The organism is Shewanella violacea DSS12, assembly GCF_000091325.1.
Taxonomy (GTDB): Bacteria; Pseudomonadota; Gammaproteobacteria; order Enterobacterales; family Shewanellaceae; genus Shewanella; species Shewanella violacea.
The window spans coordinates 2,036,456-2,051,259 of sequence record NC_014012.1 but is presented as its reverse complement, the minus strand read 5'-3'; the positions used below and the strand labels follow the sequence as shown (position 1 = coordinate 2,051,259).

The window sequence follows — 14,804 nt, the reverse complement described above, 5'->3', positions numbered from 1 at the left end:
AGGAGCCAAGCTCCTCTTTTCATCATCATTTCACTATTACTTGATTATCAGTTAACTTTTCCCGGTATTTTTAAACCAAAGCTGTCGAATAGAAAACTATAGATATCGGCAAATTCATCAATTTTCATCGATGTTGGCTTACCCGCACCATGGCCTGCTTTCGACTCGATACGCATTATGATCGGCGCATCTCCCTGTTGTTGAGCCTGCATCATGGCACCAAACTTAAAGCTATGCAGCGGAACCACTCTGTCGTCATGATCCGCAGTCATCACCATAGTGGCGGGATAGCTACGCTTGGTCACGTTATGATATGGCGAATAAGCCAGCAAGGCCGGAAACTGCTCGGCAACATCTGCACTGCCATATTCACTTGTCCAAGCCCAGCCAATGGTGAACTTGTGGAACCTGAGCATATCCAGAACGCCAACTGCAGGTAACACGGCTGCAAACAAGTCAGGACGCTGAGTCAATGCAGCTCCCATCAACAAACCACCATTACTGCGGCCATAGGCCCCAAGCTTAGTTTTATTGGTGTAGTTTTCATCGATTAAATACTCTGCCGCCGCATAATAGTCATCGAACACGTTCTGCTTCTTATCAAACATACCAGCTTGATGCCAGCCCTCACCGTACTCGGCACCGCCTCTTAAGTTAGGTACCGCATAGATCCCACCCATATCCATCCAGGCAATATTGGCCGGACTGAATCTTGGCGTCAGCGAGATAGCGAAACCGCCGTAGGCGTATAACAGTGTCGGGTTTGCGCCATTCTTCTCCATGCCTTTCTTATATGAGATCATCATAGGTACGCGAGTACCATCTTTACTGGTATAGAAGACTTGCTTCGAAGCATAGTCATCAGAATTAAATGACACCTTGGGCTCGGTGTAAATGTGAGATTCACCTGTCTTGAAATCGAACCTGTAAGTCGTTTTAGGTTGCACGTAACTGTTGAAGACATAATAGAAGTAGTCTTTACTGCGCTTACCATAGGGGCCGGCAACCTTGCCTTCACCTGGAAGAGTCACGTCTCGGCGGTTTTCTCCATTCATGCTGAAGATAGATAACTTAGCCAACACATCATGCAAGTAACTCACTACCAAGTGATCGTTAATAATAGCAATACTACTGATTGGATCACTCGACTCGGCAATGAGGGTTTTCCAATTTGCCTTATCGCTGTGATTGATATCGATTGCGATAACTTTACCATTCGGAGCATCGAGATCTGTCTTAAAATAGAACACCGACTTATCGTTACCTAAGAAAGAGTATTCGGCTTCAAGATCTGTGATCAACTCCACTACTTCGCCAGGCTTCTCCAGAGACTGATAGAAGAAGCGATTACGCGTGTCTGTTCCTTGGGAGATAGAAAATAGCAAATAGTCACCCGCTTCTGAGACTTCAATACCAAAACCCCAGTCTTTATTCTGCGGACGCTCATAGACAAGTTTATCGCTTAGCTGCTCTGAGCCTATCTGGTGAAAATAAACCTTCTGATTGAAGTTCACATCGGCCAATAAGTTACCGCCCGTTGGCGCATCATATCGAGCGTAATACACGCCGGTATTATCTTTATTCCACACCGCATTTGAGAATTTAATCCATTTAAGCTCGTCATCGAGTTTAACCCCGGTTGCAACATCGACAAATTGCCACTGCTGCCAATCGGAACCCGACTTAGACACACCGTAAGCTAACGTTTTGCCATCGCCACTGAACGAGACACCCGATAAAGCCACGGTACCATCAATGGAGAGCGTATTGGGATCCAGAACAACTTTCTCATCTCCATTGGCAGTTTTAACATAAAGTACCGATTGCGCCTGCAAACCATCATTTTTATAGAAGAAGGTGTATTCACCATGCTCGAAAGGCGCCGATATCTTCTGGTAATTCCACAATTGAGTAATACGGTCGACCACGGCTTGTTTGTTTTCAATGCCTGAGAGATATGCTTTCCCCTCGGCTTGTTGCCTCTTTACCCAAGCTTGAGTTTGCTCTGTGTCTTGTTCAAGAAAACGATAAGGGTCTGCAACTTGCACCCCGTGGATGGTTTCAATTGTATCTCCAGCCATAGGGGCCGAAGATGTTTTTTGCTCTGAATCTTGCTGCGCTGACTGACACCCCATAATCCCAAGGGCCAAACTCGCTATTAATAGGTGCTGCTTTCTCAATTTGCTTTTAAATATCATGTTTGCTGCCCTGCTGATATTGATGGTATTTCTTATTATCTTTTTCCTGAGCCTAAGCTCAGGGTTGGAAGCTAACTATACAAGCAATTATTTGCGAGGCAATGAAATAATATTGACTGACTAATGATTGCATCAACAGGCATATTAATAACCCTGTAACATGGATTAATAAAATAGCCGTTGAATTATGCAGTTTATTTGCTTAAGCAAGCGGAAACCTGCTAATCCAGTGCATTCATCGATCCAGATCACACACGTTAAGATTAGATATTCTAATGTATTTTGGTATTTTTTCTAGTTTGTCAGTTCAGTTGCCTAAGCCTATACTGATCTCGTTTTCAGGAAGTATCTGTTTTACAGATATGAAAACAAGAACTCTTAATTCCCGTGTCTGACACGTGAATTTAATCCCTGGTTCTTATGCTTGACTTCCTTACTTCAATTTGTTGATTGCAATACATTATTTGCGGCCCGCTTAAGTTATTAAGCGGGCTTTTTTTTGTGTTAATTATTGCAGAGACTTAAGATAAGCATTCTTTCCAATACTCAGAGAATTAAACAACAAAAAGCCCAGCATCTATGCCGGGCCTTATGGCTAACATCTTATCTACATGGCAAACAAGCCCGTTACATAGGTTTACTAATCCTAATGACAACTCGTCTGTTTCTGCCTCTTTCATCTATGGTTGCATTCGAGGCCACATGACGACGTTCCCCATGACCTACCGTATAGATGCGATCTTGATTGATCCCCGCAGATAAGAAGAAATTTTTCACCGAATCTGCACGTTGCTCCGAGACTTTTTGGTTGATTGAGCGGCCACCATAGCTATCCGTATAAGCATCGATCAATACCAGTTCAACTTCCGAGTCATAAGCCAGGTACTCTTGTACTTTGGCTATCTGTGATTTAGAGAAGCGGGTTAATTCTGAGCCACCGGACTCATAGGTTAATACAGTGAAGGCGATATCGTCGAAACTATATGGCAGTAATCCGGCAAGACAGGCCCTAAATTCACCATATTTACGATTAAAATTAATCGCAGAGAGGCCAACAGCTATTTTATTGGATTGGTTATACCAATCGGCATAATAAAACGTTGGCTCCATGCCACGTTCAAGCTCGGCGAGCATGGACCAAGCCGCATTACGTGGTACCTCACCACTGAAATATTTCTGGTAGGTCAACTCAGTGATCTCTTTAGAGAGGATACCAGGACGCCAGGCTGGTGCCTTGCTCATCAAGGTTGCTTGAGTGACCTTATCCGGCTTAAGCCACATATCTAAAGTGAAATTCAAGTTATGATTTTTGCCCGCAATACTGGTAAATACTGCTTTGCCATATGAGGGGATATTATGTTCAAGACGGCAAATGATCGGCGTATTACCACTCAGCTTCCATTGGGACTGGTCGAGAGAGGCAACATAATGGCGCAATTCTGCTGTCGCAAAAAACGGCATACATAATGTCGATGCTACCAATACTCTAAGCCACATACCTGATTCTCATATTTATTCTGTTACTTAATGCTATCGGCACACTTTTACAGACCTTTAGCTCATAAAGTAGCCATTCGGACATGACAGCATTAAGTGCTTCCCTCATAATAGTGGCCTGATAACTATTTGGACACTTTCAATGAGCGAAATTTGCGACGCCAATAAATTAAATCACCGTTTTAGGGGCTACTTCCCTGTGGTCATCGATGTCGAGACTGCCGGCTTCAATTCCCAAACCGATGCGTTGCTTGAAATCGCCGTCACCATGCTGAAAATGGATGATGAAGGTATACTCAGTTTAGACAAGACACTGCATTACCACATAGAACCTTTCGAAGGGGCGAATTTAGAACCTGACGCCCTCGCCTTCAATGGCATAGATCCAACCAATCCTCTTCGCGGTGCAGTGAGCGAGAAAGAAGCCTTCCTCGAAATATTTAAAGAGGTCAAGAAGGCGCAGAAAGCCGTCGGCTGTCACAGAAGTATTATCGTCGCTCATAACGCTGCCTTCGATCATGGTTTTGTATCCAAGGCCATCGAACGTTGTGCACTTAAACGTACCCCTTTCCATCCTTTTGCCACCTTCGATACTGCCGCACTTTCAGGTTTAGCACTGGGGCATACTGTACTCGCTAAAGCATGTTCGATAGCTGGTATCGACTTCGATAACAATGAAGCTCACTCAGCGCTTTACGATACCGAGCGTACCGCGGAACTATTCTGTCACATAGTCAATAAGTGGAAAGCCCTGGGTGGATGGCCTCTTGCCGTAAACCACGACATTGATGAAGCATCTGAAGAGACAAAATAGATAGCAACATATAAAGCTTAACGACAAAACGGCCTCTGGGCCGTTTTTTTATGTCTATCCTCCTAATAATAGGCATAAAAAAGCCGCGATAATCGCGGCTTTTTTATGCTTTAAACTAACGATAATCGATTAAGATTATAGAGAATCTGCATTGTCACTTAGATAAGATGCAACGCCTTCTGGGCTTGCGTCCATACCTTTGTCGCCTTTTTCCCAACCAGCAGGACAAACATCACCGTGCTCTTCGTGGAACTGAAGTGCATCGATCATACGAAGCATTTCATCAACATTACGACCTAATGGAAGATCGTTAACAACCTGGTGACGAACCATGCCTTCTTTGTCGATTAGGAAAGAACCACGGAAAGCAACACCAGCTTCTGGATGCTCAACGTCATATGCCTTACAGATCTCATGCTTAACGTCAGCGACAAGAGTGTACTGAACTGGACCAATTCCGCCTTCAGCTACTGGAGTGTTACGCCATGCGTTGTGAGTGAACTGTGAATCGATAGAAACACCGATCACTTCCACGCCACGCTTCTTGAACTCTTCAATGCGGTGATCGAAAGCGATCAGCTCAGATGGGCATACGAAAGTGAAATCAAGTGGGTAGAAAAACACTACCGTTGGCTTGCCTTTGATGGCTTCAGCTAGGTTAAAGCTATCGACGATTTCGCCGTTACCAAGTACAGCTGCAGCAGTAAAATCAGGAGCCTGACGGCCTACTAATACGCTCATTTTATATCTCCATCTATGGATTGAAAAAACGCTTTTCGTTTTAAATCTTATGGCATTATAGGCAGTGTTTTTCCGCATACAAGCTTTTTGCGACGAATATCACCTTTAATTAATTTAATCTTCACTCTTGGTATATTAAGACAGCAGAATACCTTGGGAAATAATGTGGATATTTACAAAAACTGATTAGTTATGTCTACACAGAGTTAACAAACCCACAGTTTTAACAGATATATCCTCTGTCTACTGGACAAGGCAAGCCTAGCTAAGCAAAATGTCTGCCCAATTAAAGATAAGAAAGAATCTATTGATATGAACGCTGTCGTCATCGCTGTTTGCCTCATGCTAGGACTAAGTTTAGCCCGGGTAAATGTTGTAATCGCACTCACAATAAGTGCACTGGTCGCAGGCTTGGTTGGAGGCATGAGTCTTCAGCAAACGGTAGATGCATTTAACACCGGCTTAGGCGGCGGTGCGCAGATTGCGTTAAGCTACGCACTGCTCGGCGCATTTGCCGTGGCTCTGTCACATTCAGGCTTAACTACGCTGATTTCCAAAAAAATCATTTCACTACTGGGCAAAGAGCAAAACAGCGCAAACATGAATCGCGTTCGTTGGGTCTTGTTACTCCTGATACTCACCATGGCGGTTTCTTCCCAGAACCTGCTGCCCATTCACATTGCGTTTATCCCCATTCTGATTCCACCACTACTCCATGTGATGTCTAAGCTAAAGCTAGACAGGCGTTTGGTTGCCTGTGTACTCACTTTTGGTTTAGTGACTACCTATATGATCTTGCCTATTGGCTTCGGTGGCATTTTCTTAAATGACATATTATTGGCCAGCCTCAATAACAATAATCTCCATGCCGTACGTGAGCAGATCCCCACCGCCATGATGATCCCAGCAATGGGCATGGTAACGGGTTTACTTGTGGCGGTATTTATCAGCTATAGAAAACCCCGGGAATATAAAGAAGAACAGATCTTAGTCGCCGAGCCGGAAGAGACAGTAAACAAGCGTAATATTGTTATTGCAATCATAGCTATCGCATCGACACTTGTGGTTCAATTAATCACAGGTTCGATGATTTTCGGCGCCTTGATTGGTTTTATTATCTTCAGCTTCTCTGGCGCACTCAAGCATGTGGCCGATCAAGATGTCTTTAACCAAGGCGTACGCATGATGGCCAACATTGGCTTTATCATGATTTCTGCTGCTGGATTTGCCGCGGTCGTGAAAGCAACTGGTGATGTCAGCAGCTTAGTCGACTCGCTGAGCAACATCATAGGCGACAATAAAGCGTTAGCCGCCTTCTTGATGTTACTGGTGGGCTTATTCATTACCATGGGTATTGGTTCATCTTTCTCTACTATCCCGATCATCGCCACCATCTATGTGCCATTAGCCATGAATTTTGGCTTCTCAGTCACCGCCACCATAGCCTTAGTTGGCACAGCGGCGGCGCTGGGAGATGCAGGCTCACCAGCCTCTGACTCGACCTTAGGTCCGACGGCAGGCTTAAACGCCGATGGCCAGCATGACCACATCAAAGACAGTGTGATCCCGACATTTCTTCACTATAACATCCCCTTGTTGGTGTTTGGCTGGATAGCAGCCATGGTGCTCTAGAGCGAGTTCGAGGTTCGAGGTTCGAGTACTTATTCAAAATGAGAAGTAAAAAACAAAAAAGGAGCCGATTGGCTCCTTTTCTTTTTTATAAACTAGCAATATAAACTAACGATTAGCTTAAATTTACGTTTATAGCTGTGCTTAGTGACTACTTAGTACCGAAAATCTTATCACCCGCATCACCAAGACCAGGAAGAATGTATCCCTGCTCGTTCAGGCAATCATCGATAGAAGCTGTATATAGCTCCACATCTGGATGCGCCTTACTTAAAGCCGCAACGCCTTCAGGCGCAGCCACCAAAACAAGAGCCTTAATCGCGGTACAGCCACGATCTTTTAGTAGATCTATGGTAGATATCATAGATCCACCCGTCGCCAGCATAGGGTCGACGACCAAGGCGATACGTGAAGGCATATCACTGGCAAGCTTTTCAAAGTAAGGAACAGGCTCAAGTGTCTCTTCATCGCGGTACATACCAACAACTGAGATACGCGCACTGGGGATATTCTCTAGAACACCATCCATCATGCCAAGACCGGCACGAAGAATTGGCACTACTGTGACCTTCTTACCTTTAATCTGTTCCACTTCAACCGGACCATTCCAACCTTCGATAGTGACCTTTTCGGTATCAAAATCAGCAGTCGCTTCGTAGGTCAGTAGACTACCCACTTCCGCGGCTAATTCACGGAAACGTTTAGTGCTAATATCGGCTTCACGCATTAAGCCTATTTTGTGACGTACTAATGGATGTTTAACCTCGACAACTTTCATTTTTCTCTCCTGATTTTCAGCATTGTTAAATGCAAATTAACAAGATTTTAGTTTATTTGTTCGCAATGGAAAACATAAAGTTTTGAAAACCCGTTAAATCCTAAGCCAAGTCCGCCCTAAATAGCCAAATCTTCGCTTTCGAGCCATGTCACAAACTGGTAGAATGGCGGCGCATAAAATCCAATAATCATTCTGTACCCGAGAGGATCTTCGTGAGCACTCCTACCCAGCTTAGCTATAAAGATGCAGGTGTCGATATCGACGCCGGAAATGCACTAGTTGATAATATTAAATCTGCCGTGAAACGTACCCACCGTCCTGAAGTTATGGGCAACTTAGGTGGATTTGGTGCTCTTTGTGAGCTGCCAACTAAGTACAAACACCCAGTGCTTGTTTCTGGTACCGATGGTGTTGGCACCAAGTTAAGATTAGCAATCGATTATAAGAAGCACGACACAGTCGGTATCGACCTTGTCGCCATGTGCTCTAACGATTTAATCGTTTCAGGCGCCGAGCCACTTTTCTTCCTCGATTACTATGCCACAGGCAAGCTAGATGTTGCTGCCGCAACTGCAGTCGTTAAAGGTATTGCCGAAGGCTGTGTCCAGTCAGGCTGTGCACTTATCGGTGGTGAAACGGCTGAGATGCCAGGCATGTATGAAGGTGATGATTATGACCTAGCAGGCTTCTGTGTTGGTGTCGTAGAAAAAGCTGACATCATCGACGGCACTAAAGTTGCTGTCGGGGACTCACTTATCGCACTAGCGTCAAGCGGTCCTCACTCAAATGGTTTCTCATTGATCCGTAAGGTACTCGAAGTCAGCAAGGTTAACCCTGAAGATGATTTCGAAGGCAAGCCACTGATTGACCACCTGCTTGAGCCAACAAAAATCTATGTGAAATCGCTGCTTAAGTTACTCGAACAAACTGAAGTGCACGCTATGGCTCACATTACCGGTGGCGGATTCTGGGAAAACATCCCACGCGTACTTCCTGATGACTGTAAAGCCGTTGTTAAAGGTGATTCATGGCAGTGGCCAAGCATCTTCAACTGGTTGATGAAAAACGGTAACATTGCTGAATTTGAGATGTACCGTACATTTAACTGTGGCGTTGGTATGGTTGTCGCACTACCGTCTGACAAAGTTGACGCTGCACTTGAGCTGCTTAACGCCGAAGGCGAGAAAGCTTGGCTTATCGGTGACATTGCAAAGCGCAATGGCGACGAAGAGCAAGTGGAGATCCTGTAATGTCCCCAAACTGTCGCGTTTTAGTATTAATCTCAGGAAATGGTAGCAACTTACAGGCGATCATCGATGATTGTGATGATCACCTCGAAGCTGAAATCGTCGGGGTGGTCAGTAACAAGCCCGATGCTTACGGCCTTATCCGTGCTCACCAGAGCGAGATTGACACTAGCTGTGTGATTGTTCGAAAGGATGAAGCAAGATCTGATTATGATGCTCGCTTAAAACTTGCCATAGACAAATATCAGCCAGATCTGATTGTCTTAGCCGGTTTTATGCGAATATTAAGCGATGAGTTTGTACAAGGGTTCGAAGGACGCATGATCAACATTCATCCTTCGCTTCTGCCTAAGTACACAGGGCTTAATACCCATCAACGTGCTATAGATGCTAAAGACACCGAACATGGCGCCAGCGTGCATTTTGTGACGCCAGAGCTAGACTCGGGTCCAATCATATTGCAGGCTAAAGTACCTGTCTATGATGAAGATACCGCCGATACTTTGGCCGATAAAGTGCATCAGCAGGAACACGCCATCTATCCTATGGTCGTTAAATGGTTCAGCCAGAATCGACTCCAGATGAAAGATGGCAAGGCGTTTCTCGATGGCAAAGCACTGGAAGACATGGGTTATGCGGCGGACTAATCGTCTAACAGCTTAACTTGAACACAAAAAGGGCCTCTGAATTTATTCGAGGTCCTTTTTTGTATTTGTAATCTAACTAGAATGGGCTTTATATAGATTAAACCTCGTTAGCTAAAATTCCTTTGTATACCGAGATTGATAAATGAAAAATATTATCTGTACTTGTGTTATAGATGGCCGATGGCGTTCTCCTGCACATCAATGATGTGCTTATTCCTAATAGTGACTAATCTATAATCTACTCAGCCCAAGTAATCCATTACTCCTGTTCATCATGTTTACCCCATCAGAGACTATATTTCCGATATAAAGCTATCTCCCCTGACTTAAAAATTATAACTGGCAGATTTATTGTAATGACAGTGAATTTGGCTTTATATGGATTAAACGACGTTAGCTAAAATTCCTTTATATACCGAGATTGATAAATGAAAAATATTATCTGTACTTGTGTTATAGATGGCCGATGGCGCTCTCCTGCACATCAACAATGCGCTTATTCCTGGTAGTGACTAATCTTGTCATATAGAGTTTCACCGGGTACTAGAGCAAGGTAACCCCTTGGTTATCCTGACCAACTATCCAGTCCAAACCGGCAAAGATTTGCAAAACAGACTCGGCGCAGCGGGTATCAATGTTCCTGAGGAATGCTTTTATACATCGGCCATGGCCACCGCAGATTTTCTTAAACATCAAACAGGCAACAAGGCCTATGTGATCGGCGAAGGCGCCCTCACCCACGAGCTCTATAAGGCCGGTTTTACCATCACAGATATCAACCCAGACTTTGTAATCGTCGGCGAGACCCGCTCTTATAACTGGGAGATGATCCATAAGGCGGCTCGCTTTGTCGTCGAAGGTGCCCGCTTTATTGCCACCAACCCAGATACTCATGGCCCGGCTTTTAGTCCGGCTTGTGGCGCCCTGTGTGCGCCAATTGAGCGGATCAGTGGGCGTATGCCTTTCTATGTTGGTAAACCAAGTTCATGGATCATACGCTCAGCGCTTAATCATATCGATGGCCACTCGGATAACACCATTATTATTGGTGATAATATGAAAACGGATATCTTGGCAGGTTTTCAGGCTGGGCTGGAAACCATCTTGGTCACCAGTGGCGTGAGTCAGCTCAGCGATGTAGAGCAAGAGCCCTTCCGTCCTAATCACGTCTTCGCCTGTACTGGTGATATCGATATTGTTTAACCCAGTCACTTGAAGTTAAGTACTTAGCAATAATTGCTAAGTATTTAACAAACAAATTTACCCTCTGGAGACCAATAGCCTACTTGTCAAACTAGGCTATTGTCCTTCATGATGTCAGCACACATCTATTTTGATGCTAATCCATAACAATAATAATAGGATATTCCATGGGAAAACTGCCTCCGGTATGTGCCCTTGCGCTGCTTAGCGCTTGTAGCCAACAGCCAACTGACACGCCTTCATCTTCACAATCTGCAAGTGAGCTTACCGCTGAATCTTCGACTCACCTCGCCAGAAGCCAGGTACAATTCGATGAAGCTAGATTCAGGCAAGATATCAAAACCCTGTCTTCCGATGAATTTGAAGGCCGCGCCCCAACCACCAAGGGCGAAACGCTCACATTAAACTACCTGACCCAAGCCTTTAAAGAAATGGGCCTGGTCGGTGCCAATCATGGCGATTACCTGCAAGCCGTGCCTATGGTGACCTATACGGCCTCAGAGCAACAAACGATTCGTTTAGGTGATCTGGCACTGGAACACAGACAAGATATCGTTCTGGGTAGCCGTCATGACAATGGCGGCGTCGATATTACGAATGCACCTCTGGTCTTCGTCGGCTATGGCATCAATGCGCCTGAATACGATTGGAACGACTATCAAGACATAGATATGCATGGAAAAGTTGCGGTTATTTTAGTCAATGACCCCGGATTTGCTTTACCTGAATCAGGTAAGTTTAATGGCAAGGCGATGACCTACTATGGCCGTTGGGACTATAAGTTCGCTCAGGCCAGTAAACAGGGAGCCTTAGGTGCCATCATTATTCACCAAACTGCTGCAGCATCTTACCCTTGGTCCGTGGTAGAGAACAGCTGGACAGGCCCTCAGCAAGATCTGGTTATAGACAAAACTGAACAAGATAAGCATATACAAGTTGAAGGCTGGATCACTCAGGATATGGCAACTAAGGTCTTTGAAAAATCAGGGTTAAGCTTATCAAAACTTATGCAAAGAGCGGCCAGCGGCCCAATGAATATCCCTCTAAAACAGACGGCCAAGATTCAATTTGCCAATAGTGCCAGCTATGCCAACAGTTATAATGTTGTCGCTACCCTTCCTGGAAAAGATCATCCAGATGAACAGGTGTTATTTACCGCCCACTGGGATCATATCGGTAAAGACGAGAGTAAAGTCGGCGATCAAATTTATAACGGTGCAGTCGATAACGCCTCGGGCACCGCAGGTATACTCGAGATAGCGCGCCAGTTTGCCAATCAAGCAAAATTGGGGCTGCCACTCTCTCGCTCAGTCACCTTTATCGCCACCACAGGTGAAGAACAAGGCCTACTTGGCTCACGTTTCTATGCTGCTAATCCCATATATCCAATCGATAAATCCGTGGCCGTATTTAACTTAGACAGTACTAACATCTACGGCCGCACACTGGATTACACTATCGTTGGCAAAGGGAAATCTGAATTAGAAAACTATCTTGTAGACGCATTGAAATCACAAAATCGTGTGGCCACTGGCGAGAGTCGACCTGAATCTGGTGGATTCTTCCGCTCAGATCATTTCAGTTTCGCTAAGCTCGGCATTCCAGCGGTATTTGCCGGTGGTGGTAACGAGCCCATCGATGAGGCCACAGCCCAGTACAAGGTCATGATGAAGCAAAAAATGAAGGGCTGTTATCACAACACCTGTGATGAATACCGGGAAGATTGGGATCTTAGCGGCGCCTTACAAGATCTGGCTATCTATTACAGTGCAGCAGCAAGCTTAGCCAACAGCCAAGATTGGCCAGGATACTATGCCGGAACTGAATTTCACTCTCTTCGAGGGGCAAGCACTAAACCTTAGGTGAATAAAACACCTTAATACCGGAGACAGGCCACCGAGTTAATGGTTAACTTGGCCTGTCTATTGATGATTTTTTCCATTATGTGTTAACAATGGCTCCAACAGTAAAGCAGCCATTCTATTGCATCTATCTACACTGGTTTTTATCGAGGAATAAAACAACAGTTAACTCAAATCTACATGAAAATGACATTAAACAATTTTCACTGATAAAAAATCAATTCCAGTCACCTACCGCCCATTAAAACTGAACATTCCACACCATAACAACCTAAAAGCAAAAGATACCTCATTTTATTATCGATATAATTATTAATAACACCGTAATAATGGCCTTTTTTATCATGTTTTATCAATTTTGCATTTGGCAAAAGTGCGAATTACTGGCAAAGTAGTATCCATTGAGATTTACCGCGATTTGTAGGAGCTAGAATATGTGTTCAATTTTTGCCATTTTAGATATTAAGTCAGACGCAACACAGCTGCGACAGGTCGCACTGGAAATGTCTAAGTTGATGCGTCACCGTGGACCGGATTGGTCAGGGATCTACAGCTGCGATAAAGCCGTTTTAGCTCACGAGCGCCTCGCCATCGTTGATATCGATAACGGTGCTCAACCTCTATTAAGCAGCGATGGCAACATAATTCTTGCGGTCAACGGTGAGATCTACAACCACAAAGAACTTAAGGCCGAGCTAGGCGATAAGTACGCTTACCAAACTAACTCCGACTGTGAAGTGATCCTATCCCTTTATCAAGAATATGGTGTGGACTTCCTTGATAAGTTGAACGGCATATTTGCCTTCGTACTTTACGATAAGACTAAAGACCTGTATCTAGTTGGCCGAGATCATATGGGTATCATTCCTCTCTACACAGGCTTAGACACTGAAGGTAACTTCTACATTGCCTCAGAAATGAAAGCCTTGATGCCAGTGTGTAAAACAGTCGATGTATTTAAGCCGGGCCATTACTTGTGTAACCAAGCGACCGGCACCGAAGACGGTTATGTGCAATATTATCAACGTGACTGGCGCGAGTTTTCAGCGGTACAAGATAACCCAGCCAGTATCGACGAAATAAGAGATGCACTGGAAGCCGCGGTTAAGCGTCAGCTGATGTCTGATGTTCCTTACGGTGTACTGCTATCGGGTGGTCTGGATTCATCGGTTATCTCAGCTATCACGCAAACTTTTGCTAAACGCCGTATCGAAGATGATGGCGAGAGCAATGCATGGTGGCCACAGCTTCACTCTTTTGCCGTTGGCCTTGAAGGTGCCCCAGATTTGATTGCGGCAAAAAAAGTCGCCAAGGCCATAGGGACAATCCATCATGAGATCACCTTTACCTTCCAAGATGGTATCGATGCGATTAAAGATGTAATTTACCATCTTGAAACCTATGACATTACTACTATTCGTTCTGCTACACCTATGTACCTAATGGCAAGAAAAATTAAAGCTATGGGTATCAAGATGGTGTTATCAGGTGAAGGTGCCGATGAATTATTTGGTGGCTATTTATACTTCCATAAGGCCCCAAATGCACAGGCCTTCCATGAAGAGTTAGTGCGTAAACTGGACAAGCTGTTCATGTTTGATTGTCTTCGAGCCAACAAGGCGATGGCAGCATGGGGACTTGAGGCACGTGTGCCCTTCCTGGATAAAGAATTCATGGATGTGGCAATGCGCATCAATCCGGAAGCTAAGATGTCTAAAGATGGCCGTATCGAAAAGCATATTCTGCGCCAGGCTTTCGAGCACAAGTTGCCCAAAGAAGTTACTTGGCGTCAGAAGGAGCAGTTCAGTGATGGTGTAGGCTACTCATGGATCGATGGTTTGAAGGAGCTGGCAGCCGAGAAAGTCGATGACCTGCAACTGGCCAATGCTAAGTTTAAGTTCCCCTACAACACGCCTGATACCAAAGAAGGCTACTATTATCGTTGTTTCTTCGAGGAGCTATTTCCTCTGGACACGGCAGCTAAAACGGTTCCTGGCGGCAAGTCGGTAGCTTGTTCGACTCCAGAAGCACTTGCTTGGGATAAGAGCCTTCAGGGTATCATTGACCCATCGGGACGTGCGGTACAGTCGGTTCACGATAGCGCTTATTCAACCTCTGATTGAAGCTAGATGATTTGATTGTTATTATGCCGTGAACTCCAGTTCACGGCATTTTTGTATCCAGTCCG

The 14,804-nt window shown here is 44.8% G+C and carries 10 protein-coding genes and 1 pseudogene; 7 read left to right on the top strand and 4 right to left on the bottom strand.

Translation table 11 applies throughout. The annotated features are described in order from the left end of the window. Positions 1-47: 47 nt before the first annotated feature. Entirely contained in the window at positions 48-2,198 is a 2,151-nt protein-coding gene (locus SVI_RS08375; RefSeq protein WP_041419808.1) for a prolyl oligopeptidase family serine peptidase, read from the bottom strand. 627 nt (positions 2,199-2,825) lie between these two features. Then, positions 2,826-3,695, bottom strand: coding sequence for a flagellar protein MotY (locus tag SVI_RS08370; RefSeq protein ID WP_013051062.1), 870 nt, complete (start codon positions 3,693-3,695; stop codon positions 2,826-2,828). Positions 3,696-3,837: 142 nt separating this feature from the next. On the opposite strand from SVI_RS08370, the gene rnt reads away from it, so the two are divergent. Further along, positions 3,838-4,509, top strand: a complete 672-nt coding sequence (rnt, locus tag SVI_RS08365; protein ID WP_013051061.1) for a ribonuclease T — start codon at positions 3,838-3,840, stop codon at positions 4,507-4,509. 135 nt (positions 4,510-4,644) lie between these two features. On the opposite strand, the gene SVI_RS08360 is transcribed toward rnt, so the two are convergent. After that, on the bottom strand, positions 4,645-5,250 hold the full coding sequence (locus SVI_RS08360; protein WP_041419807.1) for a peroxiredoxin C: 606 nt from the start codon (positions 5,248-5,250) through the stop codon (positions 4,645-4,647). Positions 5,251-5,562: 312 nt separating this feature from the next. Between SVI_RS08360 and SVI_RS08355 the strand changes: the two genes are divergently transcribed. Then, positions 5,563-6,882 (top strand): Na+/H+ antiporter family protein, encoded by a 1,320-nt coding sequence (locus SVI_RS08355; RefSeq protein WP_013051059.1) that lies wholly within the window; start codon positions 5,563-5,565, stop codon positions 6,880-6,882. 148 nt (positions 6,883-7,030) lie between these two features. On the opposite strand, the gene upp is transcribed toward SVI_RS08355, so the two are convergent. Beyond that, on the bottom strand, positions 7,031-7,657 hold the full coding sequence (gene upp / locus SVI_RS08350) for a uracil phosphoribosyltransferase (RefSeq protein WP_013051058.1): 627 nt from the start codon (positions 7,655-7,657) through the stop codon (positions 7,031-7,033). A 212-nt stretch (positions 7,658-7,869) separates the two neighbouring features. Between upp and purM the strand changes: the two genes are divergently transcribed. From purM to asnB, 5 genes and pseudogenes are all read left to right on the top strand, one after another. Beyond that, positions 7,870-8,907 (top strand): phosphoribosylformylglycinamidine cyclo-ligase, encoded by a 1,038-nt coding sequence (gene purM, locus SVI_RS08345; RefSeq protein WP_013051057.1) that lies wholly within the window; start codon positions 7,870-7,872, stop codon positions 8,905-8,907. Continuing rightward, positions 8,907-9,551: a phosphoribosylglycinamide formyltransferase gene (gene purN, locus SVI_RS08340; RefSeq protein WP_013051056.1), complete on the top strand. Its 645-nt coding sequence runs from the start codon at positions 8,907-8,909 to the stop codon at positions 9,549-9,551. The genes purM and purN overlap by 1 nt, the downstream gene beginning before the upstream one ends. 428 nt (positions 9,552-9,979) lie before the next feature. Further along, positions 9,980-10,754: pseudogene (locus tag SVI_RS08335) on the top strand (HAD-IIA family hydrolase). Positions 10,755-10,921: 167 nt separating this feature from the next. After that, positions 10,922-12,616 carry a M28 family metallopeptidase gene (locus SVI_RS08330; protein WP_013051054.1) on the top strand — a complete coding sequence of 565 codons (1,695 nt, stop codon included), beginning with the start codon at positions 10,922-10,924 and terminating at the stop codon, positions 12,614-12,616. A 434-nt stretch (positions 12,617-13,050) separates the two neighbouring features. Beyond that, positions 13,051-14,739 (top strand): asparagine synthase B, encoded by a 1,689-nt coding sequence (gene asnB, locus SVI_RS08325; RefSeq protein ID WP_013051053.1) that lies wholly within the window; start codon positions 13,051-13,053, stop codon positions 14,737-14,739. Positions 14,740-14,804 lie beyond the last annotated feature (65 nt).